This window comes from Streptomyces sp. NPDC085524, from assembly GCF_044541755.1.
Classification (GTDB): Bacteria; Actinomycetota; Actinomycetes; order Streptomycetales; family Streptomycetaceae; genus Streptomyces.
On sequence record NZ_JBITTH010000012.1, the window covers coordinates 165,509 to 189,581 of the forward strand.

Genomic DNA, 24,073 nt, shown 5'->3' on the forward strand with positions numbered 1-24,073 from the left:
TACTCCCGCGGGAGCAGCCGCGGTGCAGCCGGGTGGACGACGACCCGGGGTGCCTCCCGGAGCCAGGCTCGGAGGGAGACGAGAAGTCCACGCCTCCCGAGGAGCTGAACCGCCATGAACACCCTCACCACCCTTGCCTACTATGGGCCCGGCCCGTGGATCCTGTTCTTCCCGCTGATCTGGGCGGCGGTCGTGGTCACCGTCGTCACCGTGCTGCGCCGCACGGTGTGGCGGGGGCGCCGGGGGCCCTGGCAGGGCCGGGGGGCCGGGTACGGCGAGCAGTCGCCGATCGCGGTCCTGGGGCGCCGCTTCGCCTCCGGTGAGATCGACGAGGACGAGTACTGGCGCCGGCTGTCCGTCCTGGACGAGCAGTTCGGCCGCTCCCTCAAGGACGGTGCCGCATGAGCACCGCGAGCACCCTCCCGGGCGGCGGGGACCCCGCCGCCCGGGTCGTCGACGCCCGGAAGGTCTACGGCCGGGGCGACACCGAGGTGCGGGCCCTGGACGGGGTGAGCGTCGGCTTCCCGGCCGGCCGGTTCACCGCGATCATGGGGCCCTCCGGATCGGGCAAGTCCACCCTGATGCACTGCGCCGCCGGGCTCGACACCCTCACCTCCGGGTCCGCCTGGATCGGCGGTACGGAGCTGGGCGCCCTCGACGACCGCAGGCTCACCCTGCTGCGCCGCGAGCGCGTGGGGTTCGTCTTCCAGGCCTTCAACCTGGTGCCCACCCTGACGGTCGCCGAGAACATCACGCTCCCTCAGGACCTCGCCGGCACCCGCGCGGACGCCGCCTGGCTGGACGCCCTCATCGACGTCGTGGGCCTGCGCGACCGGCTGCACCACCGTCCCGCCGAGCTGTCGGGCGGACAGCAGCAGCGCGTCGCGGTCGCCCGCGCCCTGGCCGGCAGCCCCGAGGTGGTCTTCGCGGACGAGCCGACCGGCAACCTCGACTCCCGTGCGGGCGAGGAGGTGCTCGGGCTGCTGGGCCGCGCGGTGCGCGAGATGGGACGTACGGTCGTCATGGTCACCCACGATCCGGTGGCCGCCGCCCACGCCGACGAGGTCGTGTTCCTCGCGGACGGGCGGCTGGTGGACCGGATGGAGGCCCCGACCGCCGACCGGGTCCTGGACCGGCTCAAGGCCTTCGACACCCGAAGCCTGCGTGCCGTCGAGGGGGCGGGGTCATGAGTGCGGCCGGCACCCTCTGGAGGCTGTCCTCCGCCTCGCTGCGCGCGCACGGGCGGCGCTTCGCCGGGACCTTCTCGGCGGTGCTGATCGGCGTCGCGTTCCTCGCCGGGACGCTCGTCATGGGCGACACCCTCCGCACGAGCTTCGACACCATGTTCGCGAGCGCCTCGAGCGGCAGCGACGCGGTCGTGCGCAGCTCCCGCGTCGTCACCCTCCCGGGCGCCGCCCAGGGCAGCCGGCAGCCCGTGCCCACCGAGCTCGTGGAAAGGATCCGCCGCACCCCGGGCGTGGCCGGCGCGGCCGCCTCCATCGAGGGCGCGGGGCAACTGCTCGGCGCGAACGGCGAACCGGTCGGCGGCCAGGGTCCGCCCACCCTGGCCGGCAACTGGATCACGGACCCCGCACTCAACCCGTACCGGCTCGCGGAGGGCCGCGCACCCGAGCGCTCCGGCGAAGTGGTCGTCAACCGGGGCGCGGCCCTCGAGGGCGGGCTGGAGCTCGGCGACACGACCGTCCTGCGCACCCCCGACCCGGTCCGGGTGACACTCGTCGGCCTGGCCACCTTCGGCGGCGCGGACGGCATGGGGCAGGTCACGTACACGGGCATGACCGAGGCGGACGCGGCGAAGTACCTGACGTCCGGCCCGGGTCAGGCGGCCGCCATCCACGTGCGGGCGGGCCCCGGCACCGGTCAGCGGGAGCTGGTGGAGGCCCTGGCCCCGGTGCTGCCGCAGGGCGTCGAGGCGATCACCGGTCGGCAATCCGCCGACGAGAACAGCGACATGGTCTCCGGACGGTTCCTGTCCCTGTTCACGACCCTGCTGCTCGTCTTCTCCGGCATCGCCCTGCTCGTCGCCACCTTCAGCATCCACAACACGTTCGCGATCGTCGTCGCCCAGCGCACCCGCGAGAACGCCCTGTTGCGCGCCCTGGGTGCCTCGCGCCGGCAGGTCTTCGCCGGCACGCTGGCCGAGGCGGCCGTCGTCGCCGTCCTCGCCTCCGCGGCGGGGCTGCTGGGCGGCATCGGGATCGCCGCGGGACTGCAGGCCCTGTTCCCGGCCGTCGGGTTCGCGTTCCCCGAGGGGGACTTGGTGGTCAGTGGCCTGTCGATGCTGCTGCCCCTGGCCGTGGGCGTGGCCGTCTGCCTCGGCTCCGCCCTGCTGCCCGCGCTGCGGGCCGGTCGTGCGGCGCCGCTGGCGGCCCTGCGCGAGAGTTCCGTGGACCGTGCGGGCACCTCGCGCTCCAGGACGGCCGTCGGCGCCGCCCTGGGTGCGGCCGCCGCCCTGACCCTGGCGGGCGGGGCGCTGGCGGTGCCGTCGCTGTGGCTGTCCGGGGCGGGTGTGGTCCTGGCCACGGCCTCGTTCGTCGTGCTGGGCCCGGTCGTGTCCTCGTACGCCGTACGGTTCCTCGCGCGCCCGCTGGAACGGCTCCGCGGGGTGACCGGGGTGCTCGCCGGGCGGAGCGCGCTGCGCAGTCCGCGGCGGACCGCGTCGACCGCGACCGCGCTGATGATCGGCGTCGCCGTCGTCTCGCTGTTCACCGTGTTCGGCGCCTCCCTCAAGGCCACCATGGACCGTACGGTGTCGCGTTCCTTCGCCGGTGACGTCGCCGTCAGCGCGCCCGCGTTCGGTGCGGGCGGCAGCGGCCTCAGCCCCGGTCTGGCCCCGGCCGTCGCAGCGCTCCCCGAGGTGGCGAGTGCGGTCGGCCTGGGCAAGGGGGTCGCGGAGGTCGACGGATCCGGGCGGGCGCTGACCGTCACCGACCCGGCCGCCCTGGCGGTCGGCCTGGACCTGGGCCGCGTGGACGGACGGCTGGACGCGCTCGGGACGGACGGGATCGCCGTGGCCGGGAAGGAGGCCGGCCGGTACGGGTGGCGGCCCGGCAGCCCGGTCGAACTCGCTTTCGCCGACGGGCGGAAGCAGACCTTCACCGTCCGCGCGGTCTACGCGAACGCGGATCTCGCGGGCGACTACGTCATCACCCGCGCGGCCTGGGCCCCGCACCGGGCACAGGACTCGGACACGCTGGTGAGCGTGTCCTTCAAGAAGGGGGTGCCGCTCGCGGAGGGGGTGGCGGCGGTCGAGCGGACGGCCGAGCGGTTCGGCGGCCCGGAGGTCCGGACGCGGGAGGAGTACGCGCAGTCCTCGGCGGCCGGCATCGACATGATGCTGACCCTGGTCTACGCGCTGCTCGCCCTCGCCGTGCTGATCGCCCTGCTGGGCATCGCCAACACGCTGACGCTCGCCGTGCACGAACGCACCCGCGAACTGGGGCTGCTGCGGGCGGTCGGCCAGAGCCGGGCCCAGCTGCGGGCCGTGGTCCGCTGGGAGTCGGTGCTGGTCGCCGCCTTCGGCACGGCGGGAGGCCTGGGCCTCGGGTCACTCCTGGGGTGGGTCCTGGTGAAGGCCTCGGACGGGACGGGCGACAGCGCGTTCTCGTTCGCCGTACCGCCGCTGCAGCTGGCCGTGGTCGCGGCGGTGGGCGTGGCGTCCGGCGTGCTCGCGGGCTGGCGCCCGGCCCGCCGCGCGGCCCGCCTGGACATCCTGCGCGCCGTCGCCGCCGAGTAGTCCCGGGCGCCCCGGCCGCGGCACAGGTCCTCCCACTGGCGCTCAGACACCGCGGCCCGTTGCGAGCGGCACCGCGGCGGAGCGGAACGAACGTACGATCGCATCCATGCCCGGAGTCCAGGGCCCGGCCTGCCGGTCAGTGGGCGGCGCGTGCCGCGTCGGCCACTTCGACGATCGTGTCCATGAACAGCTGGGCGCGGGCGGATTCACTGCCGGTGGGCCACATCAGCCCGTACCGGATGGGCGGCGCGTCCCGGAAGGGGACGAAGGCGACTCCGGGGTGCATGTGGTGGTGGACGGCACGCGCGCAGACGGTGGTGACGCCCTTGCCCGCGCTGACGTCCGGGAGGACTTCCTGCCAGTAGGTGACGGCGCGGCCGCGCGGGACCGGCTTGCCGGAGGGCGTGCGCGAGGGGAAGTGCGCCTCCAGCCAGTAGTCCGGGACGTCCCCTTCCACGGTGATGAGCGGGGCCAGGGCGTAGTCCTCCAGGGACACGGTCTCCTGCCGGGCGAGCGGGTGGTCTGCGGGGACGAGGAGGGCGCGGGGTTCGTTGAGGACGACGCGGCCCGTGGTGATGTCCGGCTCGATGATGGGGAACTCGGAGAGCTGCAGGTCGAGTTCGCCCGCGCGCAGGGCGCCGATGGGGTTGTGGATGAGGACTTCCTGGATGTGGACCTCGACATCGGGGTGGCGCATGCGGAAGAGGTCCGCGGCCCTGACGACGAGGTCTCCGCACCACAGGGTGGTGTAGCCGACGCGCAGGGTGCCGCTGACCGTGCCCGAGGCGGCCATGGCCTTCTCGAGGCCGGCCCTCAGCTGGTCGTAGGCGGGCCGCAGGTCGTCGTGGAGCTGCTGTCCCGCGGGGGTTATGCAGACCGTGCGGCTGGTCCTGGTGAAGAGGGGGGTCCCGATCCGGCGCTCCATCTGCTTGAGCGTCTGGCTGACCCGGCCGGTGCTGACGTGCAGCCGGGCCGCCGCACGGCCGAAGTGCAGTTCGTCGGCGAGGGCGAAGAGCGTCTCCAGCTCGAACCGTTCCAGCATGTGACGCTCCCGTCGTTGAGTCTGCCTAAAGGGCCCGTTCCATGATCGCGTCTTGATGGAGTGAAAACCAACCAGCAAGGTATTCACGGGTGTTCGGCGGAAGCGGCTTTTCGCCGACACCGACCTAACCCCTTTCCGGAGGCATGGCATGAGCAAGCTGGTGGCGGTGATCTACCTGTCGATGGACGGCGTCGTGGAGGAGCCCTCGTGGACGGCGCCGTTCTGGAACGACGACCACGGCAAGTTCCAGGCGGGCCAGCTGGCCCGCAGCCGTGCGCTCGTGCTGGGCCGGAAGACCTTCGAAGGGATGTCGAAGGCGTGGCCCACGATGGGGGACGCCGACGAGGGCGCGGCCAGGATGAACCACATGCCCAAGTACGTCGCGTCGACGACCTTGCAGAACCCGCAGTGGAACGCCGCGGTCCTCAAGGGGAACGTGGCCGAGGAGGTGGCCGGGCTCAAGCGGGAGCCCGGCCGGGACCTGCTGATCTACGGCAGCGGCCGGCTCGTCAACCACCTGCTCGGGCACGGCCTCATCGACGAGCTCAAGCTGTTCCTCCACCCCGTCGTCGTGGGCGGCGGGCGCCGCCTGTTCCCCGACAGCGGCGACCGCACGACCTGGACCCTCGCCGGTACGACCACCTTCGACTCGGGAGCGGTCGTCCTCGACTACCGGCCGGCCGCGGTGGCCGGGCCCTCGCCGTGACGCGGCCGCACCGGTGCCCCGGTCACGGGAGGTCGTCGGTCGGCGGGTCCGCCGCGTACACGTGGGGTGCGTCCGAGTCCCACTCGACCAGGGCGGTGTCGCCGAAGACCGCCTCGTCGGGATCGGGCAGGCCGGCCAGCCGGAGGAACTCGATGACGTCCTCGTCCGAGCGGGCCAGCCCCAGGGACTGCTCGCCGCTCCCGGTGCGCAGCGTCACCCGGCGCCCTCCCGAGGGGAAGACGCGGTGCACGACGACGGGTGCATGGTGCATACCCCCACCCTCGCCCCGCCGGCCCGGCCCGGCATCCCGGGAGCTTGCGGTGACGGGCCCGGCCGGCGGCTCAGGTGATGTGCCGCGCCGGGAAGTCCTGCGCCGTCCGGATGAACGCCTGCAGCAGGGCGCTCTCGTCCGCGGTGGGCCAGACCAGCGCCCACTCCGTGACCGGGGCGTCGTGGATCGGCAGGAAGGCGATGCCGGGCGGGGTGTAGTACCGCCGGACGTGGGCGTTGACCGGGCAGGCGATCTGCCCGGCCGCCACCAGGGCGAGGACCTCGTGGAAGGTACGTCCGACCGGCCCCCGCTCGATGCGGCGTCCGAGCGGCGTGTGGGCGGGCAGCATGGTCTCGAACCAGTACGCGGGCGGCTCGGGGCCCGGGTCGAGGACGCGCAGGTCGCCGAGGTCCTCCATGGACACGGTCCCCCGCTCCACCAGCGGTGAGTCCGTGGAGACCGCGAGCACCCGGTCCTCGGTCAGCAGGGTCGGGCTGACGCTCAGGTCCGGCTCGTGGACGGGCCGCCACAACAGCTGCAGATCGGTCCTGCCGGTGCGCAGCGGCGTGAACGGCTCGCTGAAGAGGATTTCCACGGCTTCCACGTCGCATTGGGGATACCCGGCCCGGAAAGCCTCGATCAGAGGACGCAGTTCCTGGCCCAGCACGCCCATGACCCCGAGCCGGAGCGTCCCGCGCACGCCCAGTGCGGCCTCGCTCGCCCGGGCGAGCCCGCCCTGGATCAGGTCGTACGCCTGCTGCAGCTCGGCACGCAGGACCTTGCCGACGGGGGTGAGCGTCACCGCCCGGCTGGTCCGGTCGAACAGGGCGGCGCCGATCCGCCGCTCCTGCTTCTTGATCGCCTGGCTGACCCGCGGCGGGGAGACCCTCAGCCGTTCGGCCGTGCGGCCGAAATGCAATTCCTCGGCCAGGGTCAAGAAGATCTCTATGTCCCTCAGTTCCATCGCCGCCCCCGTACCGCGATAACCGCAAGGTTATCGATCAACTCACCGATTCTACGTTGATCGCGAGGTCACCTCGGCGGAGGGTAGGGGGGTCGGCGAGTGCCCCGCCCGAAGGCCGGGCGCTGCTTCCGCACGCCCCGCTCCCCCCTCATTCCCTGGAGGAATCGATCATGCGCAGCCGCCCACCCGCGGGAGGAGAGGGACAGCCGTGAGCGACAGGCTCGACATGACGGTGATGTACGCGACGCACAACAAACTGCGACGGGAACTGACCCACATCGCCCGGGCCACCGCCCGGTTCGACTCGGATCCCCGGTACATCCTGCGCGTGGGCGCCGACTGGGAGATGTTCAGGCGGGCCCTGTCCGCCCACCAGTCGGCCGAGGACGACGCGCTGTGGCCGCCGCTGCGCCAGGCCCTTGCGGGCCGCCCGTTCGATCTGGCGCGGCTGGAGGCGAGGGAGGCCGAGCACGCCGCGATCGCCTCCCTCGTCGGGGCCATCAACGGGGCGCTGACCGCCCCCGGCATCGGACTCGACCTCTTCGGCGAGCTCGCCGAATCCCTGCTGTCCGGCCTCGTCGGGCACCTCGACCACGAGGAGGACACCGTGTTCCCGCTGGTCCAGTCCGCCCTGGGCGCGGACCTGTGGGCACACTTCCGGCAGGTGCACGCCGTGCGGGTCGGGCCGTACGCACCGCAGCTGCTGCCGTGGCTCCTGGACGGCGCCGACGAGCGGACGGTCGCGCTCGTACTGGCCTCGTACCCGGCGCCCGCCCGTCAGGCGTACGAGCACCGGTGGCGGCACTCGTGCACGGCACTGGACCGCTGGACCGCCGGTGCCCCCGTGTCGGCCACGCCGGACCTGCCCTGACGGCCGGGCGGAACCGCAGGACCTCCACCTGATTCCCCTCCCTTCACAACCCTCGAGGAAATCCTTATGTGCAAGCGCTTCGACGTCGTCGTCCTCGGTGCGGGGCCCGGCGGTTACGTCGCCGCCATCCGCGCGGCCCAGCTGGGCCGGCGGGTGGCGGTCGTGGAGGAGAAGTACTGGGGCGGCGTCTGCCTCAACGTCGGCTGCATCCCCACCAAGGCGCTGCTGCGCAACGCCGAGCTGGCGCACCTGTTCACGCACGAGGCCGAGACCTTCGGCATCGAGGTGGAGGGCCGGGTGTCGTTCGACTACGGCGCGGCGTTCCGGCGCAGCCGCCAGGTGGCCGACGGCCGGGTCAAGGGCGTCCACTACCTGATGAAGAAGAACGGGATCGCGGAGTTCGACGGCCGGGGCACCTTCCTGGACGCGAACACCCTCGAGGTCACCCAGTCGGACGGCACCATCTGCACCATCTCCTTCGACCACTGCATCATCGCGACCGGCGCCACGCCGCGGCTGCTGCCGGGCACCCGGCGCAGCGAGCGGGTGGTCACGTACGAGGAGCAGATCCTCAGCGACGGTGTCCCGCAGTCGATCGTGATCGCGGGCGCCGGCGCCATCGGCATCGAGTTCGCGTACGTCCTGCACAACTACGGGGTGAAGGTCACCGTCGTCGAGTTCCTCGACCGGATCGCCCCGCTGGAGGACGCCGACGTGTCGGCCGAACTGGCCAAGCGCTACCGCAAGCTCGGCATCGACGTGCTCACCTCGACCAGGGTCGAGTCGATCGACGAGTCGGGCCCGCAGGTGCGCGTGACGGTCACCGGGAAGGACGGCGCCCAGAAGGTCCTGGAGGCCGACAAGGTGCTGCAGGCGATCGGCTTCGCGCCGAACGTCACGGGCTACGGGCTGGAGGCCACGGGCGTACGGCTGACCGAGCGCGGCGCGATCGACGTCGACGGCCGCTGCCGCACCTCGGTGCCGCACCTGTACGCCATCGGCGACGTCACGGCCAAGCTGATGCTGGCGCACACCGCCGAGGCCATGGGCGTCGTCGCCGCCGAGACGATCGCGGACGCCGAGACGATGGAGCTGGACTACCCGATGATTCCGCGGGCCACCTACTGCCAGCCGCAGATCGCCAGCTTCGGCTGGACCGAGGCGCAGGCGAGGGAGAAGGGGTTCGACGTCGCGGTCGCGAAGTTCCCGTTCACCGCCAACGGGAAGGCGCACGGCCTGGGCGACACGGCAGGCTTCGTGAAGCTGATCGGCGACGCCACCCACGGCGAGATCATCGGCGCCCATCTGATCGGGCCGGACGTCACCGAGCTGCTGCCCGAACTGACCCTGGCCCAGCAGTGGGACCTGACCGTGCACGAGGTCGCCCGCAACGTGCACGCCCACCCGACCTTGGGCGAAGCGGTCAAGGAGGCCGTGCACGGACTCGCCGGACACATGATCAATTTCTGACGGACCCCATCCCCACCACACCGAAGGCAGGAACCCCACCATGTACACCTCGGACGGAAGCCCCGACCGGGTCTGGTTCGTCACGGGCGCCGGACGGGGGCTCGGCCGCGCCTTCGCGGACGCGGCACTGTCCGTCGGCGACCGCGTGGCGATCGCCTCCCGTACGGCCGGACCCCTCGAGGAGATGGCGGCCGCGCATCCGGGGCGGGTACTGCCCCTCGCCCTGGACGTGACCGACCGCGACGCGGTGTTCGCGGCCGTCGCCGAGGCGGTGGGGCACTTCGGGCGGCTCGACATCGTCCTCAACAACGCCGGCGCGCTGTCGATGGGGATGGTCGAGGAGTTCACCGAAGCGGAAGCCCGGGCCCAGATGGAGGTCAACTTCTTCGGTGCCCTCTGGGTGGCCCAGGCGGTGATGCCCACCCTGCGCGCCCAGGGCTCCGGCCACGTCGTGCAGACGTCCAGCATCGCCGCCCTGGGCGGCTTCCCCGCCACCGGTCTCTACAGCGCGAGCAAGTTCGCCCTGGAGGGGATGAGCGAGGCACTCGCGAGGGAGGCGGCCGGCTTCGGGGTGAAGGTCAGCATCCTCCAGCCCGGCGGCTACTGGACCGGCCTCTACACGGCCATGCACGGCACGAGCCCGCTGGACGCCTACGCTCCGCTGCGGGCCGAGCTGGAGGAGCAGTTCGCCGAGGGGTCGGTCGACAGCGACCCGAAGCTCGCCGCGGAGGCGCTGCTCCACCTCGTCGACAGCGACGATCCGCCGCTGCGCCTGCTGCTGGGCGGCACGGCCTACGACCTGGCCTTCGACATCGCGCGCAAGCGCGTGTTCACCTGGGCCGCGTGGGAGCACGTCAGCCGCGCCGCGGAACACGGCGTCCCCGCGCCCGGAACCACCGCCGGGGCCCGGGTCCCGGCGGGCTGAACGGCCCGGCGGGCTGAGCGGGCCCGTCGGGATCCCGGACCGGGTCCCGGCGGACCACCGCTCGCCGCGCAGGCTCAGGGGCGGCCGCCCACGGGGGTGGAGGCCGCCCGCTGGGCCGTCACGCGGAACATCGAGGGGTCGGGGTACGTCGCCTTCTCCGCCTGCAGCACCTGCTCGACCTCCTCCCCGAAGGACGCCTCGAAGAGGTCCACCGACTGCAGCAGCCGCAGCCCGCTCACCGTCGGGTCGAGCAGCGGGCGGGCCATCCGGGCCGCGCCGCCCGACAGGGCGCTGAAGCCCTTGCACGCCGTCTCGTACCGTCCGGCCACCCGGTCCTCGAAGCCCGCGCTCGCGTAGCCGGCGACCAGCGCGAGGTCGGCGAGGAACTTGCGGGCGCCGCGGGCCATCTCCTCCGCGCCCTGGAGGGTCTGGACGGAGCCGCCCGCCACCTTGAAGTCGTCGCCGGTGCGCTGGAGACCTCGCGCCTCGTACACGGCGAGCGCCTCCTCGAAGAGCCGGCCCGCCTCGTCGACGCTCTTCATCGCCGTCACGAGCTGCTCGATGTCGATCTCGCGCTTCACGCTGCCTCCTGATCCGGGACTGTGCTGCACAGACCGTAGGAGGCGAGGCGTCCGCTACGGAACACCCCTGCGGGGACGAGATCTCCGGGCTCCGGCAGCACCCCGGGGCCCTCCCCCGCCCCGGGCGTCCAACTCACCACGCGGTCTTGCGGGTTGGGCCGGGGATCTCAACAATGCGCATGACAACCGAAGGATCTTCGGTCGCGTTCTTGTCCTCAGAGGGGAACCCCCACATGAAGAAGCCTCTCGTCGGCGCGTCACTCACCCTGCTCCTGATCGGAGCCGCCGCCGCACCGGCCGTGGCCGCACCCGGGGAGACCGCCGTCGCGGTCGACTTCGCGGGCACCGTCGCGCTCAGCAACTGTTCCGGCTCCGTCGTCCGCGCCCCCGGCTCTCAGCCGAACGACCCCGCGCTCGTCCTGTCCAACGGGCACTGCCTGGAGACCGGCTTCCCCGCGGCCGGCGAGGTCGTCAAGGACCAGCGTTCCAGCCGCTCCTTCTCGCTGCTCAACTCGGCCGGCTCCAAGGTCGCCACGCTCCGCGCGAGCAAGATCTCGTACGCGACGATGACCGACACGGACATCTCGATCTACCAGCTGACCAAGACGTACGCCCAGATCCAGAGCCAGTACGGCATCAGCCCGCTCACCCTGAACGACGCGCACCCGGTGCAGGGTTCGCCGATCAGCGTGGTGTCCGGGTACTGGAAGCGGATCTACAACTGCGACGTCGACGGCTTCGTCTACCGCCTCAAGGAGGGCGACTGGACCTGGAAGGACTCGGTCCGCTACACCTCGTCCTGCAACACCATCGGCGGCACGTCCGGCTCCCCGGTGATCGACAGGACGACGGGCAAGGTCGTCGCCGTCAACAACACGGGCAACGAGGACGGCGCGAGCTGCACCGTGAACAACCCGTGCGAGGTGGACCAGAACGGCAACGTGACGGTCCGCCAGGGCATCAACTACGCCCAGGAGACGTACATCATCGTCCCCTGCATAGGCCCGAAGAACGTGATCGACCTGAACCGCCCCGGCTGCACGCTGCCGAAGCCGTAGCGGCCCTCCGCCCGGCCGCTGGTCTCCCCGCCCCGCCCGAAATGCCCCATGACCGGGCGCGGGGCGGGGGGACCGGTCTCAGCGCCTGCGCTGGGCAGGGGTTCCGACGAGGAGCGCGTCGCTGACGAGCCGGGCACCGCGGGCGAGGCGGCCCAGCTGCTCGAGCTCCACGGCGTACATCCGGATCGTGTTCTCTATGACCGACTCGGCCATGCCCATCATCGGCAGTTCGGCCCTGCTCGTCTGCATGGCCACGCGCACCGCGCGCATCTCGTGCTGCAACTGGAGCTGTACGTGCCGGGCCAGGAGCGCGTGATGGCGGGTCAGGGTCAGATAGCTGCCGTAGCGGGCGGGGAGCAGGTCGCGCAGCCAGCGCGTGGCGCTGCGTTCCCAGTCGTGGGTCCCGGGGGCCTTGACCTGCATGGGCCAGTCCGGGCTGCGCGTGAGGGTCGCGGTCTGGGGCATTCTCGTCACTTCCGAGTGGTGTCGAACTCTGATCGAGACGTTGCTTGGGGGCGGCCTCGGTCCAGGGGTTGACCGAGGCCGCCATGGGCGCTCTGCGGGATCCGAAAGCCTGGACTCGGCACCCGGCCCGACGTGAGGAGGTTCGTCGTGCCGGCTGCCCGTTCAGGAGGACCTGGGGAGAGTCCTCCTTGGCATCGTGGTAGATCCGGAGCGCCGTCGTCAGTAAACATATATACCGTCGAGTAAGCAAGAGTATGAAAAATTTCATGCACCGCCAGACATGAATATGTCCAGGTCCAAGCCGTTTCGGACGGGCTGAATGCGGGGTTCCGGCAGACCGGCGACGGCCCTACAGAAAGAAGTGGTGCTGCTCCGCCGCGTGCTCGTACTGCTCGAGCCGGGCCTGGGTGCGCTCGGGATCGGCGTCCGCCATCGACTGCAGGAGGGCCGCCGAGAGCATTCCCGGGGCCGCATAGGAGTCGAACACCAGGCGCGAGCCGGTGCCTGCGGTGAGCACCACGTCCGCCTCGTCCACCATCGGCCCCACCGTGGGGTCCGTGATCAGCACGACGCGCAGCCCCGTGCTGCGGGCGGACCGGAGGGCCGCCAGGGTCTCCTTGGCGTGCCGGGGCATGGCGAAGGCCAGCACCCACGTCCCGCCGGCCTCCCTGGACTGGAGCAGGGCGTCGAAGGCGACGCTGCCGCCGCGGGTCACCAGGCGTACGTCGGGGTGGATGCGCCGGGCCGCGTACGCGAAGTACTCCGCCAGGGAGACGGAGATCCTCAGGCCGAGGACGGTCAGGGGCACCGAGGCCGCCAGATCGCGGCCGATGTCGAGCACCTGGTTGGTGTCGGCGAGCAGCCGGCGCACGTTCTCCAGGTTGTCGATCTCGGCGTCGACGGCCGCCTGCAGCTCGTTGCGGCGGATCTGCTCGCGGAGGTCGGGGGCCCCCGCGACCGCGCTCAGCGCGATCGGCTGGAGCACGTCGCGCAGGGCCGGGTAGCCGCTGAAGCCGAGGGAGACCGCGAAGCGGGTCACCGACGGCTGGCTGACCCCCACCCGTTCGGCGAGCTCGGTGATGGAGAGGAACGCGGCCTCGGTGAGGTGGTCGATCAGGTACTGCGCGATGCGGCGCTGGCCCGGGGACAGCCTGCGGCCGTCGAAGAGCGCGAGGACCCGGTCGGCCGGGGGGCGGACCTCCTCGGACGAACGGCCGCTCGGCTTGATCGCCGCCGCCTGCGCGCGTGCCTGCTGCCCCGATGACACGGGAGGGCCTCCTTCTCACCACACTCGCGCTCAAACATAGCTCACCGGCCGCTGCACGAAGATCAATCCTGGGCCCTCGAGGTCACCGGGGCGTCCGTGCGGTCGCCGAGGAACTCGTACCAGCGGCGCTGGAGGCACAGGTAGCGGGTGTCCGCCTCGACGAGGTCGAGGAAGGAGTCGATGGTGGCGCCGAGCCGCTCGGCGAGCCCCAGGTCGGCGAGGGAGCCGTCGTCCTCGAAGGCGTGGTGGGCACCCGCGAGGCTGAACATGTCGGGGTACACGCGGGCGCCGAGGTGCTCCAGCGGTACCCGCAGGGCCCACAGCCCGCGGTTGCCGCCGACCATCGAGGGCGAGGCCGACACCAGCAGGGCCTGCTTGTCCTTGAAGGGCTGCGGGCGGTAGCGGGAGACCCAGTCGATGGCGTTCTTCAGTACGCCCGGCACGGAGGCGTTGTACTCCGGGGAGGCGATGACCAGCGCCTGCGCGGCCTCGATCCGCGCGCAAAGGGCCAGCGCGCCCGGCGGCAGCCCCTCGTCGGCCTCCGCGTCGCCGTCGTAGGGCGGCATGGGGAAGTCGCCGAGCGTGGCGGGTTCGGCGACCGCCCCGGTCCGGCCGATCCGGGCGGCCACGAGCGCCGCGAGGCGCGCGTTGACCGAGCCGGCGCGGGAGGACCCGGACAGGACGAGCACGCGCAGCGAGCCCCGGCCGTGGTCACCGTCGTGCGGACGGGCGGGATCCGCCGGGAAGTGGTCCCTGCCGTGGTCGTTGCCGCTGCCGTTCGGGGTCATCGCCGTCTCCTGGTCTTCCGGTCTTGCTGCGGGGCGGTGGGGCACGCGCGGCGGGACCCGCACACGCGGGTGTGCGGGTCCCGTCCGGGCCGCCGGGTCACGTGGCGCGGGGGTTCTCCCAGCGGTAGAACTCGTGGGCCATCGCGTCCTTCGGACTGCGCCAGGTCTCCGGGTCGTGCGCACTGACGTACGCGGTGAGCCGGTCGCTGAGCTGCCGGAACTCGGGGTGTTCGGTGACCTTCGCGATGGCCGGGCCGGGGGGCCGGTCCGACTCGATCAGGTGGAGGTACACGTCGCCGAACTGGAACAGGCTGCGGTGGGTGACCCCGACGAGGTGCGGGAGTTCACCGGCGTCCGAGTCCGCGAACAGCCCGGCGATGTCGGGGGCCGACCCCGGCGCCATGCGGGCGACGATGAGAGCGCGGTGCTTGCTGTGCATCCGGGTGTGCGCCTTTCGTTCCTGCTCGTTCCTACCGGCGGCTGCTGACGGCGTCGCGGCTCTCGCGCTCTCGCTGCTCGATCTTGTCGCGGATCAGCGCCATCTGGATCTTGGAGTTCTTGTTGATGTTGTCGGTCATCCACGCGTCGTCGACCGGGGCCGTCGGCTTCATCGCGAAGTCCTGGGTCCACTTCATCCGCGTGCCGCCGCCCGGGACTTCGGAGTACTGCCAGTGGATGTCCATGTGGGCGAACGGGCCGGTCTCCACGCGCCGCGCCTTGACCTGGAGGCCCTTGCGGTCGACGGTCCGCTCCGAGACCCAGCTCCACACCGTGCCGTTCTCGTCGGGGTGCATGGTGAGCCGGAAGCGGGTGGTGTCCCCCTCCTGTTCGAGGATGTCGAGGGAGGCGTACTCGCTGAACAGCTTCGGCCAGTTCGGAAGGTCGTTGGTCACCTCCCACACGAGGTCGACGGGCGCGTCGACGTGGATCTCGTTCTCGGTGTGTCCTGCCATCTCATGCTCCAGTCATCAGGCTGTTGTTGACGAGGTCGAGGAATTCCCCGGGGGTCTTGCAGCGGTCGGCGTCCGTGGGCAGCGCCCGTCCGCGCCGGTTCTCCAGCTCGCCGACGATGCCGAGCAGGCCCAGCGAGTCGAGGCCGAAGTCGTCGAAGGCGGAATCCGGACGGTTCGCCATCTCGGAGGGGTCGACGGTGATGCCGGCGGTCTTCATCAGGGCCGCCAGCTCCTCCAGGGTCAGTCGGTCGGACATGGTCGCTTTCTCTCTTCCTGGAAGGGGACTGCACGAGTCCCTCCGGATCACTGGGACGCCGAGGGACCCTTGCGGAGGACGAGCGCGGAGTTCGAGCCCATCCGGCCCCGGCTGAGCACGAGCGCGGTGCGCAGCTGCGCGGGGCGGGCGCTGCCGGTCACCACGTCGAGGTCGTGGCACACGTCGAAGACGTTCGGGGTCGGCGGGACCACGCCGTGCTCCAGCGCCAGGGCCGCGGCGGCCGTGTCGAGGGCGGGCGCCGCGCAGTAGGCCCTTCCCGTACCGGACTTGGGCGCCGTGACCGGCACCTTGCGTCCGTGTCCGCCGAGGGCGGCGGTGATGGCCGCGGCCTCGGCGGCGTCGGCCTGCGGGGTGCCGAGCGCGTCGGCGAAGACGACGTCGATCTCCTCGGGGGCGCAGCCGGCCTCGCGCAGCGCCCCGCGGATCGCGTGGGCGAGGCCCTCGCCGGACTCCTCCGGCCGCAGGGTGCCGGTGAAGGTCGCGGCGTGGCCGGCGAGCACGGCGCGTGCGGTGGCTCCGCGGCGCCGGGCGGCCTCCTCGTCCTCGACGACGAACATCGCACCGCCCTCTGCGGGGACGTACCCGCAGGCCTTGGCGGTGAACGGCCGGTAGGCCCGCTCGGGGTCGTCCCCGGTGCTCAGTCCCTCGTACTGCAGCTGGCAGACGATGGAGTACGGCGCGAGCGGTGCCTCGGTGGCTCCGACCAGCATGGCCCGGCTGCCCTGACGGATGGCCCGGGCGGCGTGGGCGAAGGCGTCCAGTCCGCCCGCCTCGTCGCTGGCCACGACCCCGCAGGGGCCCTTGAGGCCCCGCCGGATGGAGATCTGGCCGGTGCTCGCGGCGTAGAACCAGGCGATGGACTGGTACGGGCCCACGTAGCGCGGCCCCTGCTCCCAGAGGTGCTGCAGTTCGCGCTGTCCGAACTCGCCGCCGCCGGAGCCGGCCGCGGTGACGACCCCGATGGAGAAGGGGTCGCCCTCGTAGTCGGCGCGGCCGAGCCGGGCGTCCTCCAGGGCGAGGTCGGCCGCGGCGAGCGCGTGGTGGGTGAAGCGGTCGGTCTGGACGAGGAAGCGGTCCTCGACGAGGGTGCCGGGGTCGAAGCCCCGGACCTCGCCGGCCACGCGCAGCGGCAGGTGCTCGCACCCGGCCCTGGTGACCCGGTCCAGCACGCTGGTGCCGGACTGGGTCGCCTTCCAGAAGGCATCGGCGCCGATGCCGTTGGGCGCGACGACCCCGATGCCCGTGATGACCGTACGGCTGCGGGTCATGACACCTCTTCCTTCGGCCGGGACATGACGACGGCGGACTGGAATCCGCCGAAGCCGCTGCCGACGGACAGGACGTTGCGCAGGGTGCGGGCGCGGGCGGTGCGGGGGACGTAGTCCAGGTCGCACTCGGGGTCGGGCGTCTCGTAGTTGGCGGTCGGCGGGACCACCTGGTGGTTCATCGCGAGGACGCAGGCGGCGAGTTCGATCGCGCCGATGGCGCCGAGGGAGTGGCCCACCATGGATTTGATGGAGGTCATCGGCGTCTTGTACGCGTGGTCGCCCAGGACCCGTTTGACCGCCGCCGTTTCGTGGCGGTCGTTCTGCTTGGTGCCGGAGCCGTGCGCGTTGACGTAGTCGATCTCCTCGGCCCCGACCCGGGCCTGGGCCAGGGCGGTCTCGATGGCCCTGGCCATCTCCAGGCCCTCGGCGGTCAGCCCGGTCATGTGGTGGGCGTTGCCGAAGGTGGCGTAGCCGCCGATCTCGCAGTAGACGGTCGCACCGCGGGCGCGGGCGTGTTCCATCTCTTCGAGCACGAGGACCGCGCCGCCCTCGCCGAGGACGAACCCGTCCCGGTCCGCGTCGAACGGGCGGGAGGCGTGGGCCGGGTCGTCGTTGTTCGGCGAGGTCGCCTTGATGGCGTCGAAGCAGGCCACGGTGATCGGCGATATGGGTGAGTCGGAGGCGCCCGCGATGCAGACGTCCATCCGGCCCTCCGCGATGGAGTGCACGGCGTACCCGATGGCGTCGAGTCCGGAGGTGCATCCCGTGGACACGGTCTGCACCGGGCCTCGCGCCCCGGTCTCCTCCGCGACGGCGGAGGCGAGGGTGGCGGGCGTGAACGCCCGGTGCAGGTGGGGCCCGGCGAGCTTGTGGTCGACGTCCCACCAGGCGCCGGACTGGCTCACGGCCACGTAGTCGTGCTCCAGGCGGGTGGTGCCGCCGACGGCGGTGCCGAGGGAGACCCCGGTCCGCCAGGCGTCGTCCGCGGTGAGCTCGAGTCCGGAGTCCTTCAGGGCCTCGCGGGCCGCGACCAGGGCGAACTGGATGTACCGGTCCGCCCGCGCCGCGTCCTCGTCGGTGAGGCCGTGCGCTGCGGGGTCGAAGTCGACCTCGGCGGCTATCCGGGAGCGGAACCCCTCCGGGTCGAAGAGGGTGATGCCCCGGGTCGCCGTACGGCCGTTGGACAGCAGGTCCCAGAAGGCCTCGACCCCGATTCCGCCGGGGGCGACGACGCCGACCCCGGTCACCGCCACCCGGCGGCGGGTCACGAGACCACTCCTGTGCGGTCCGGAGGCTGCTCCCAGGCCGTGCCCTCCGGGTGCGGGGCCTCCTCGGTGTCGACGTGGCCGAGCTCCGGGCGCGGGGCGAGCGGGCCGAGGTGGAAGACCATGCGGGCCTCGGTGTCGCCGATGTTGCGGAACCGGTGGCGCACGTTGAGCGGGACGAGCAGGCCCTGGTCGGTGCGCAGCGGATGGGCCTCGCCGTCGAGGTCCACCTCGAGCCGGCCGGCGACCACGTACACGAACTCCTCGGAGTACGGGTGGTAGTGCTCGGCGATGGACTCGCCGGGCGCCATGATCGCCATGCCCATGAATCCGCTGGTGGAGCCCACCGAGGTCGGGGTCAGCACGGCCCTCAGGTCGCCTCCGCGGCGGCGGTTGGGCGGCGTCTCGCCGAGGTCCACGATGCGTGGGCGCTGTCTGGTCATGGCGGGTTCCTCCTGGCGTGTGGGGGTGCCTGGAACGGGGATGTCGGGTCGGGTGCGGGAGGGTCCCGGGTGTCGGGACCGGGGGTCAGGACTCGGCCGGGGCCCGGCGGTCGGTGATCAGCTTCATGGTGTGCCGCGCCGGGCGGGAGCGCCCGCCGGGTTCGTCCATCAGGCGGTCCAGTACGGCCGCCTTGCGCGGGTCCGCGGCGCCGACGGCGGCCACCTGCTGCTCGTCGAACGGGCCGTTCACGTCGATCAGCCGGACGACGATGTCGTCGCGCTGGAAGATGCTGCTGCTCCGAATGGGGTTCGCGGGGACGTGCGCGGCGGCCTCGTCCTGCTTGGCCAGGAACTCGGCGAGCGCGGCTCCGCAGCCGGGCTTGGCCGGGTAGAAGAGCGCGTGGCGGGTCACGTCGGCGGAGTCGGGCCCCTGGGCGGCGATGTGGTGGACCGCGGGGACGGCCGCGCGCATGAAGAACATGCGGGCTGACTCGGGGTCGCCGAGGTCCCGGTCCACTTCGAGGTAGGGGTTGATGGCCTCCTCGACGGCGCGCACCTCGGGCTGTTCGGAGACGTGCCGCAGGGCCGTCATCAGGTCGCCCTGGACCTCCACCGTGCGTACGACCCGGTTGCCGTGCATGAAGAGCGAGGTGCGGCACAGGCGGGTGTGGGCGTCGACGCGGGCCGTCGGGGAGGCGTAGCTGGAGAGGATCGAGGCGACCTCCTTCTCGCTGCCCGGCTTGACCGTGAAGGTCAGGGCGTGGCGCACGATGCCGGCGCCGAGCCGGGGCCCGGGCTGGAGGCGGGCCCCGGCCGGGCGGGAGGCCTGGTCGTAGCCGCGGCCGGTCTCGCGCAGGACGGTGAACTTGAGCGGGCGCATCGCGCGGGCGCAGGCTCCCAGCGGCTTCACCTGTTCGGCGTGGTGCTCGCTGTTGACCCAGGCGAGGTACTGGGGGGCGCTCTCCCACTCGCTGGTGATGAGCCATTGGGAGGGGTTCTCGAAGGACTGGCACAGCTGGTCGCTGATGTGTCCCGGGACCGACGCGATGTCGTGGCGGAGTCGCTCGTACGCCTCGAAGAACTCCTGCTGGCGGCCCTCATGGAGGTCCATCAGCAGGACGACCCGGAGCATGGAGCCGTCGAAGGCTGACTGCGACACCCGTTCGGACAAGGTGGTTGTCATCTACTCACTCCTTCATGAGGGGGTGGAGATCCATCGCGTACGGACCCCTCGTCCGTCACCGGTGGCGTCCACCCGGGCCGCCGGCCGCCTCGGTGGGGAACGGCAGGCCGGGCGCGTCTGTCGGGGGCGCCGCTGTCGCTCATCGTCGTCCGGGTGGGGGCGTACCGCTACATGTCCGGATCAAGCGGGTGACAACCGGCGAATCAACCGGGCCTGGTCTTCGATCGGTGGCATAAAGACTCCACTCCCCCACACAGAAAACAGGAGCCCGCAGCTGATGGAAGACAAAGCCGATGTTCGCGTACCGGTTCTCGTCGTGGGCGGCTCCCTCGTGGGCCTGTCCACGTCGCTTTTCCTGAGCCGCCACGGGGTGCGTCACCTGCTGGTCGAGAAGCACTCCGGTACGTCACTGCACCCGCGCGGGAGAGGCATCAACGCCCGGACGATGGAGCTGTTCCGAACGGCAGGCGCGGAGCCCGCGATCCGCCGGGCGGCGTCCGTACTGGAGGGCAACCAGGGCATTCTGCAGGCCACCTCGCTGATCGACAGCGAGCAGCACAACTGGCTGATCAAGGAGATCGATCCCTCCGGCCAGCTGAGCAGGTTCAGCCCGACCGGCTGGTGCCTGTGCAGCCAGAACAACATCGAGCCGGTGCTGGCCGCGCAGAGCGGGGCGATGTGCGGTGACATCCGCTTCTCCACCGAGCTGATGAGCTTCGACCAGGACGCGACGGGGGTGAGCGCCGTGGTGAAGGACCGGGAGACCGGCGAGCACACCACCGTGCGCGCGGACTTCCTGATCGCCGCGGACGGCCCCCGCAGCCCCGTGCGGGAGGCGCTGCGCATCCCCCAGACGGGCAACGGCGAGCTGTTCCACAACGTGAGCGTGACCTTCCGCTCGCGGCGGCTCCCCGAGGTGCTGGGCGATCTGCGGTTCATCGTCTGCTACTTGATGCGTCCGGGCGCCGACGGGGCGCTGCTGCCGGTGGACAACGGCACCCAGTGGGTCTTCCACGCCCCCTGGCACCCGGAGGACGGCGAGACACTGGAGGACTTCACCGACGAAAGGTGCGTGGAGCAGATCCGGGCGGCGATCGGCGTGCCCGACCTCGACGTGGTGATCGGCGGAAAGGCTCCGTGGCACGCGGCCGAACGGGTGGCGGAGCAGTATTCCGTCGGCCGGGTGTTCCTCGCGGGCGACGCGGCCCACGAGATGTCCCCCACGGGTGCGTTCGGCTCCAACACCGGCATCCAGGACGCGCACAACCTGGCGTGGAAGATCGCGGCGGTGCTGGACGGCTCTGCCGGCACGGAGCTGCTCGACACGTACGAGGCCGAGCGGCTGCCGGTGGCCAGGGCCACGAGCGAGCGCGCCTCGGCCCGTTCGGCGGAGCACAGCCACCCGGGGTACGCGCCGCCGCCCACGATGGGCGGCGGGCCGGGCAGCGGGGTGCTCACCACGGCGATGGGCTACTGCTACCCGCAGGGGGCCGTCGTCGGCGGCGACCCGGGCCGGCCGATCATCCCGGACGCCCTGCGGCTGAAGGGCGACACCGGCACCCGGGCCCCGCACATGTGGCTGTCCAGGGGAGGCGAACGCCTCTCCTCGCTGGACCTGTACGAGCGCTCGTTCGTGCTCCTCAGCGGCGCGGGCACGCCCTGGCGGGAAGCGGCCGAACAGGTGGCCCGGGACCTGTCGGTGCGGCTGGACGCCTACGCCATCGGCTCCGGGCCCGGAGCGGACCTGGTCCCGCAGGGCGGCGCCGACTGGGCGGAGGCGCACGGGATGAGCGCCGAGGGCGCCGTGCTCGTACGGCCGGACGGGTTCGTGGCGTGGCGCTCGGAGGGCGCCGTGCCGGATCCCCGGGCGGCGCTGCGGGGCGCCCTCTCGACGGTGCTGCGCCGGGCGTGACCACCTCGCTCTCCCTCCCGCCGGCCGTGCGCGCGGCCGGCGGGCGGGGTTCAGCGGCAGGCCCAGCAGCCTGCCCAGCAGCCGGTGTTCGTGCGGGCGGGTCGGTGGCCCGGGCGGTGCCCGGCACCTCTCCCCGCGTTCCCGGCCCGGTCCCGGCCGGCGGCGCCCGCGGCGTCGCCGGAGGTCCGCCGCGCGCAGCAGGCGACCACGAGGGCGATCGCGGCCAGTTCCTCGGGCCCGGCGGAGCCCTTCTCGATGCGGAGGAAGCTCGCCTCCTGGGCGATCGGGGTGCTCGGCGCTATCGGGGCGTCGTTCGTCATCGGCACGGCCTCTCTCACGGGGGCTGCGCGTGCGCCCGGTCGTCGGGTCGCGAGGGGCGGACCGGCTCGGCGCCGGCGCGGGCTGCACACGTGCGGCTCGGTGCGCCGGCGGGACGTGTTCCGCGGGTGCGAACCGGCCTGCGGAGTCCTGTCGGTTCACCGGGACTCCTGACGCGACCGACGCTACAAGCGCACGGCCTGCCCGGCACTCGGGGCAACGGGCTCCGCCGTCCGGCCCCCGCTCCGGCAGGTGCGCCGGCCGCAATGCCTGCGGGGGCGCCGTGAGCGGCCACCAGCTCCTGTTCTGCCGGGGCTGCGCCGGCCAGCTGTACGCCGTCTGCACCACCGACCGCGCGAACCGCGGCGGCCGGGGAGCGGTCGGGGACTGGGAGGTGGACCACGAGATGCCCGTGGCGTGCCCGCTCTCCTCCCTGCTGCCGCTCACGGGGACGGCGGCCTCCGTCCACGAACTCCCGGGCGCGCAGGAGGTCCTCGGCCCGGCCTACTGAAGTCTTCGTGTGGATTGGGCCTGACGGGTGAGGGCCGAGCGTTCGGCCAATGAACCGCTCCGCCCGCGCAGGCCCTTTCGCGGTTCCATCTCTTGACGCCCGAACGGGTGGGGAGCACAGTGTCCAGCGGCGCACGCTTGAGAGCGCTCTCACAGGGCTTTCACAGCGGCTCCGAACGGCGAACTCCCCTGGCTCTTCCCCCCGCACCGCGTCGCACGGCGCTTCAGAGAGGGCACCCATGCGTGAGACACCCCGCAGGAAACGACCGCCCGTCCGGCGATCGGTCTTAGCCGCACTCGGCACGGTCGCGGTGGTCGTGGCCGCCGCGGCCGCCGCCACCCTGCCGGCCGGCGCCGCGGCTCCCCCCACCCCGGCCGGCTGGTCACAGGTCTTCCTGGACGAGTTCGACGGGCCCGCCGGCTCCGGCGTGAACACCGCCGACTGGCAGTACACCACCGGGACGAGCTACCCCGGCGGCCCCGCCGCCTTCGGCACCGGCGAGATCGAGACCATGACCGCCGACCCCGCCAACGTCTCCCTCGACGGGACGGGCAACCTGCGGATCACCCCGAGGAGGGACGCCGCGGGCAACTGGACCTCCGGGCGCGTCGAGACCCGCCGGTCCGACTTCGCGCCGGCGCCGGGCGGCAAGCTGCGCACGGAGGCCCGCATACAGATGCCGAACGTCACGGGCCCGGCGGCCAAGGGCTACTGGCCGGCCTTCTGGATGCTCGGGGCCCCGTACCGCGGGAACTGGTGGAACTGGCCGGGCATCGGCGAGCTCGACATCCTGGAGAACGTCCAGGGCATCAACAACGTCTGGGCGACCATGCACTGCGGCACGAGCCCGGGCGGGCCGTGCAACGAGACCTCCGGCATCGGCGGCCAGCGCGTCTGCCCGGGCACCAGCTGCCAGGGCGGGTTCCACACGTACGCCGTGGAGTGGGACAGGTCCACGGCCGTCGAGGAGATGCGCTTCTACGTCGACGGGGTGAACTTCCACACCGTGCGGGCGAACCAGGTGGACGCGGCCACCTGGACCAACGCCACGAACCACGGCTACTTCGTCATCCTGAACGTCGCGATGGGCGGCGGGTTCCCCGACGCCTTCGGCGGCGGACCCGACGCCGGCACCGAGCCCGGCCACCCCATGGTGGTCGACTACGTCTCCGTGCTGCGGTCGACGGGCACGTCGCCCACGACGCCCCCGCCCACGACCCCGCCGCCCACCACCCCTCCTGCGGGCCACCGTGACGCGTACGCGGCCATCCAGGCCGAGTCCTACGACGACCAGGCGGGAGTGGGCAGGGAGACCACCTCGGACACCGGAGGCGGCCAGAACATCAGCGCCCTCGGCAACGGCGACTGGGCCGTGTACCGGGGCGTCGACTTCGGGTCCACGGCTGCCCGGCAGTTCTACGGGCGGGTCGCCTCCGGCGCGGCCGGCGGGGTCAGCGGGCTCGTCGAGGTCCGGCTGGACAGCCGTACGAGCGCCCCGGTGGGCAGTTTCTCCGTGGCGAACACCGGCGGCTGGCAGAGCTGGCGGACGGTACCGGCGAACATCGACGGCGTCACCGGCACGCACGACGTCTACCTGACCTTCACGAGCGGCCAGGGCGCCGACTACGTGAACGTCAACTGGTTCGACTTCGGCCACTGACCGGCCCGGACCGGACAGGTCCGGAGCACGGACTGCCCGTACCGCCCGGAGCGCCCCCGGCCTTCCGGCGGTACGGGCTAACCTGCTGCCCGGCGAGGCGACCGCCCGCGGACACCCA

At 72.4% G+C, this 24,073-nt stretch carries 26 protein-coding genes; 11 read left to right on the forward strand and 15 right to left on the reverse strand.

The genetic code is table 11. The annotated features are described in order from the left end of the window. The first annotated feature begins 114 nt into the window (after positions 1–114). Genes ACIGFK_RS20510 through ACIGFK_RS20520 form a run of 3 tightly spaced genes read left to right on the forward strand, consistent with a single transcriptional unit; the run spans position 115 to position 3,757 of the window. Positions 115–405 (forward strand): SHOCT domain-containing protein, encoded by a 291-nt coding sequence (locus ACIGFK_RS20510; protein ID WP_400053020.1) that lies wholly within the window; start codon positions 115–117, stop codon positions 403–405. Next, positions 402–1,190 carry an ABC transporter ATP-binding protein gene (locus tag ACIGFK_RS20515; protein ID WP_386471340.1) on the forward strand — a complete coding sequence of 263 codons (789 nt, stop codon included), beginning with the start codon at positions 402–404 and terminating at the stop codon, positions 1,188–1,190. Before ACIGFK_RS20510 ends, ACIGFK_RS20515 begins: the two co-directional genes overlap by 4 nt. Continuing rightward, entirely contained in the window at positions 1,187–3,757 is a 2,571-nt protein-coding gene (locus ACIGFK_RS20520) for an FtsX-like permease family protein (protein WP_400053022.1), read from the forward strand. Before ACIGFK_RS20515 ends, ACIGFK_RS20520 begins: the two co-directional genes overlap by 4 nt. 136 nt (positions 3,758–3,893) lie before the next feature. Here ACIGFK_RS20520 and ACIGFK_RS20525 read toward each other — a convergent pair whose 3' ends face one another. Beyond that, positions 3,894–4,799, reverse strand: coding sequence for a LysR family transcriptional regulator (locus ACIGFK_RS20525; RefSeq protein WP_376656438.1), 906 nt, complete (start codon positions 4,797–4,799; stop codon positions 3,894–3,896). Positions 4,800–4,947: 148 nt separating this feature from the next. On the opposite strand from ACIGFK_RS20525, the gene ACIGFK_RS20530 reads away from it, so the two are divergent. Further along, the gene (locus ACIGFK_RS20530; protein ID WP_376656439.1) at positions 4,948–5,505 is read left to right on the forward strand and encodes a dihydrofolate reductase family protein; all 558 of its coding nucleotides are present in this window, start codon (positions 4,948–4,950) and stop codon (positions 5,503–5,505) included. 22 nt (positions 5,506–5,527) lie between these two features. Here ACIGFK_RS20530 and ACIGFK_RS20535 read toward each other — a convergent pair whose 3' ends face one another. Continuing rightward, complete coding sequence (locus ACIGFK_RS20535; protein WP_376656440.1) at positions 5,528–5,776, reverse strand: hypothetical protein; 249 nt, start codon at positions 5,774–5,776, stop codon at positions 5,528–5,530. A gap of 70 nt (positions 5,777–5,846) precedes the next feature. After that, a complete protein-coding gene (locus tag ACIGFK_RS20540) occupies positions 5,847–6,740 on the reverse strand; it encodes a LysR family transcriptional regulator (RefSeq protein ID WP_376656441.1) in 894 nt (297 codons plus the stop codon). Between the two features lie 208 nt (positions 6,741–6,948). On the opposite strand from ACIGFK_RS20540, the gene ACIGFK_RS20545 reads away from it, so the two are divergent. The 3 genes from ACIGFK_RS20545 to ACIGFK_RS20555 all read left to right on the forward strand — a co-directional run bounded on the left by ACIGFK_RS20545 (position 6,949) and on the right by ACIGFK_RS20555 (position 10,006). Beyond that, complete coding sequence (locus tag ACIGFK_RS20545; RefSeq protein WP_400053025.1) at positions 6,949–7,611, forward strand: hemerythrin domain-containing protein; 663 nt, start codon at positions 6,949–6,951, stop codon at positions 7,609–7,611. 66 nt (positions 7,612–7,677) lie between these two features. Continuing rightward, positions 7,678–9,081 (forward strand): dihydrolipoyl dehydrogenase, encoded by a 1,404-nt coding sequence (gene lpdA, locus ACIGFK_RS20550; RefSeq protein WP_376656443.1) that lies wholly within the window; start codon positions 7,678–7,680, stop codon positions 9,079–9,081. A 40-nt stretch (positions 9,082–9,121) separates the two neighbouring features. Beyond that, positions 9,122–10,006: an SDR family NAD(P)-dependent oxidoreductase gene (locus ACIGFK_RS20555; protein WP_376656444.1), complete on the forward strand. Its 885-nt coding sequence runs from the start codon at positions 9,122–9,124 to the stop codon at positions 10,004–10,006. A 74-nt stretch (positions 10,007–10,080) separates the two neighbouring features. Here ACIGFK_RS20555 and ACIGFK_RS20560 read toward each other — a convergent pair whose 3' ends face one another. Further along, positions 10,081–10,587 carry a hypothetical protein gene (locus tag ACIGFK_RS20560; RefSeq protein ID WP_376656445.1) on the reverse strand — a complete coding sequence of 169 codons (507 nt, stop codon included), beginning with the start codon at positions 10,585–10,587 and terminating at the stop codon, positions 10,081–10,083. Positions 10,588–10,820: 233 nt separating this feature from the next. On the opposite strand from ACIGFK_RS20560, the gene ACIGFK_RS20565 reads away from it, so the two are divergent. Then, entirely contained in the window at positions 10,821–11,645 is an 825-nt protein-coding gene (locus ACIGFK_RS20565) for a serine protease (RefSeq protein ID WP_376656446.1), read from the forward strand. 78 nt (positions 11,646–11,723) lie between these two features. Here the strand turns inward: ACIGFK_RS20565 and ACIGFK_RS20570 are convergent, their stop codons facing one another. From ACIGFK_RS20570 to ACIGFK_RS20615, 10 genes are all read right to left on the reverse strand, one after another. Continuing rightward, positions 11,724–12,110 carry a hypothetical protein gene (locus ACIGFK_RS20570; RefSeq protein ID WP_376656447.1) on the reverse strand — a complete coding sequence of 129 codons (387 nt, stop codon included), beginning with the start codon at positions 12,108–12,110 and terminating at the stop codon, positions 11,724–11,726. Between the two features lie 349 nt (positions 12,111–12,459). Then, entirely contained in the window at positions 12,460–13,377 is a 918-nt protein-coding gene (locus ACIGFK_RS20575) for a MurR/RpiR family transcriptional regulator (protein ID WP_376656448.1), read from the reverse strand. Positions 13,378–13,439: 62 nt separating this feature from the next. Further along, positions 13,440–14,072: an NADPH-dependent FMN reductase gene (locus tag ACIGFK_RS20580; RefSeq protein WP_376656461.1), complete on the reverse strand. Its 633-nt coding sequence runs from the start codon at positions 14,070–14,072 to the stop codon at positions 13,440–13,442. A 190-nt stretch (positions 14,073–14,262) separates the two neighbouring features. After that, complete coding sequence (locus ACIGFK_RS20585) at positions 14,263–14,604, reverse strand: TcmI family type II polyketide cyclase (RefSeq protein WP_376656449.1); 342 nt, start codon at positions 14,602–14,604, stop codon at positions 14,263–14,265. 31 nt (positions 14,605–14,635) lie between these two features. Next, entirely contained in the window at positions 14,636–15,118 is a 483-nt protein-coding gene (locus tag ACIGFK_RS20590; protein WP_376656450.1) for an SRPBCC family protein, read from the reverse strand. 1 nt (position 15,119) lies between these two features. Beyond that, on the reverse strand, positions 15,120–15,374 hold the full coding sequence (locus ACIGFK_RS20595) for an acyl carrier protein (RefSeq protein ID WP_376656451.1): 255 nt from the start codon (positions 15,372–15,374) through the stop codon (positions 15,120–15,122). 47 nt (positions 15,375–15,421) lie between these two features. Beyond that, positions 15,422–16,663 carry a beta-ketoacyl synthase N-terminal-like domain-containing protein gene (locus ACIGFK_RS20600; protein ID WP_376656452.1) on the reverse strand — a complete coding sequence of 414 codons (1,242 nt, stop codon included), beginning with the start codon at positions 16,661–16,663 and terminating at the stop codon, positions 15,422–15,424. Further along, positions 16,660–17,931, reverse strand: coding sequence for a beta-ketoacyl-[acyl-carrier-protein] synthase family protein (locus ACIGFK_RS20605; protein ID WP_376656453.1), 1,272 nt, complete (start codon positions 17,929–17,931; stop codon positions 16,660–16,662). The genes ACIGFK_RS20600 and ACIGFK_RS20605 overlap by 4 nt, the downstream gene beginning before the upstream one ends. Then, positions 17,928–18,371, reverse strand: a complete 444-nt coding sequence (locus ACIGFK_RS20610) for a cupin domain-containing protein (RefSeq protein WP_376656454.1) — start codon at positions 18,369–18,371, stop codon at positions 17,928–17,930. The genes ACIGFK_RS20605 and ACIGFK_RS20610 overlap by 4 nt, the downstream gene beginning before the upstream one ends. Positions 18,372–18,456: 85 nt before the next feature. After that, a complete protein-coding gene (locus tag ACIGFK_RS20615; RefSeq protein ID WP_400053031.1) occupies positions 18,457–19,554 on the reverse strand; it encodes a SchA/CurD-like domain-containing protein in 1,098 nt (365 codons plus the stop codon). Between the two features lie 277 nt (positions 19,555–19,831). Between ACIGFK_RS20615 and ACIGFK_RS20620 the strand changes: the two genes are divergently transcribed. Then, entirely contained in the window at positions 19,832–21,466 is a 1,635-nt protein-coding gene (locus ACIGFK_RS20620; RefSeq protein WP_376656456.1) for an FAD-dependent oxidoreductase, read from the forward strand. 50 nt (positions 21,467–21,516) lie between these two features. Here the strand turns inward: ACIGFK_RS20620 and ACIGFK_RS20625 are convergent, their stop codons facing one another. Continuing rightward, positions 21,517–21,786, reverse strand: coding sequence for an acyl-CoA carboxylase epsilon subunit (locus ACIGFK_RS20625; RefSeq protein ID WP_376656457.1), 270 nt, complete (start codon positions 21,784–21,786; stop codon positions 21,517–21,519). A 281-nt stretch (positions 21,787–22,067) separates the two neighbouring features. Here ACIGFK_RS20625 and ACIGFK_RS20630 point away from each other — a divergent pair, with 281 nt between their 5' ends. After that, positions 22,068–22,295: a hypothetical protein gene (locus ACIGFK_RS20630; protein WP_376656458.1), complete on the forward strand. Its 228-nt coding sequence runs from the start codon at positions 22,068–22,070 to the stop codon at positions 22,293–22,295. 238 nt (positions 22,296–22,533) lie between these two features. Further along, positions 22,534–23,955: a glycoside hydrolase family 16 protein gene (locus ACIGFK_RS20635; protein ID WP_400053034.1), complete on the forward strand. Its 1,422-nt coding sequence runs from the start codon at positions 22,534–22,536 to the stop codon at positions 23,953–23,955. Positions 23,956–24,073: the final 118 nt, after the last annotated feature.

Coding starts and splice junctions, on each gene's coding strand:
- ACIGFK_RS20510 (WP_400053020.1), top strand. CDS start 115: ATGAACACCCTCACCACCCTTGCCTACTATGGGCCCGGCCCGTGGATC.
- ACIGFK_RS20515 (WP_386471340.1), top strand. CDS start 402: ATGAGCACCGCGAGCACCCTCCCGGGCGGCGGGGACCCCGCCGCCCGG.
- ACIGFK_RS20520 (WP_400053022.1), top strand. CDS start 1,187: ATGAGTGCGGCCGGCACCCTCTGGAGGCTGTCCTCCGCCTCGCTGCGC.
- ACIGFK_RS20525 (WP_376656438.1), bottom strand. CDS start 4,799: ATGCTGGAACGGTTCGAGCTGGAGACGCTCTTCGCCCTCGCCGACGAA.
- ACIGFK_RS20530 (WP_376656439.1), top strand. CDS start 4,948: ATGAGCAAGCTGGTGGCGGTGATCTACCTGTCGATGGACGGCGTCGTG.
- ACIGFK_RS20535 (WP_376656440.1), bottom strand. CDS start 5,776: ATGCACCATGCACCCGTCGTCGTGCACCGCGTCTTCCCCTCGGGAGGG.
- ACIGFK_RS20540 (WP_376656441.1), bottom strand. CDS start 6,740: ATGGAACTGAGGGACATAGAGATCTTCTTGACCCTGGCCGAGGAATTG.
- lpdA (WP_376656443.1), top strand. CDS start 7,678: ATGTGCAAGCGCTTCGACGTCGTCGTCCTCGGTGCGGGGCCCGGCGGT.
- ACIGFK_RS20555 (WP_376656444.1), top strand. CDS start 9,122: ATGTACACCTCGGACGGAAGCCCCGACCGGGTCTGGTTCGTCACGGGC.
- ACIGFK_RS20565 (WP_376656446.1), top strand. CDS start 10,821: ATGAAGAAGCCTCTCGTCGGCGCGTCACTCACCCTGCTCCTGATCGGA.
- ACIGFK_RS20570 (WP_376656447.1), bottom strand. CDS start 12,110: ATGCCCCAGACCGCGACCCTCACGCGCAGCCCGGACTGGCCCATGCAG.
- ACIGFK_RS20585 (WP_376656449.1), bottom strand. CDS start 14,604: ATGCACAGCAAGCACCGCGCTCTCATCGTCGCCCGCATGGCGCCGGGG.
- ACIGFK_RS20590 (WP_376656450.1), bottom strand. CDS start 15,118: ATGGCAGGACACACCGAGAACGAGATCCACGTCGACGCGCCCGTCGAC.
- ACIGFK_RS20595 (WP_376656451.1), bottom strand. CDS start 15,374: ATGTCCGACCGACTGACCCTGGAGGAGCTGGCGGCCCTGATGAAGACC.
- ACIGFK_RS20600 (WP_376656452.1), bottom strand. CDS start 16,663: ATGACCCGCAGCCGTACGGTCATCACGGGCATCGGGGTCGTCGCGCCC.
- ACIGFK_RS20610 (WP_376656454.1), bottom strand. CDS start 18,371: ATGACCAGACAGCGCCCACGCATCGTGGACCTCGGCGAGACGCCGCCC.
- ACIGFK_RS20615 (WP_400053031.1), bottom strand. CDS start 19,554: ATGACAACCACCTTGTCCGAACGGGTGTCGCAGTCAGCCTTCGACGGC.
- ACIGFK_RS20620 (WP_376656456.1), top strand. CDS start 19,832: ATGGAAGACAAAGCCGATGTTCGCGTACCGGTTCTCGTCGTGGGCGGC.
- ACIGFK_RS20625 (WP_376656457.1), bottom strand. CDS start 21,786: ATGACGAACGACGCCCCGATAGCGCCGAGCACCCCGATCGCCCAGGAG.
- ACIGFK_RS20635 (WP_400053034.1), top strand. CDS start 22,534: ATGCGTGAGACACCCCGCAGGAAACGACCGCCCGTCCGGCGATCGGTC.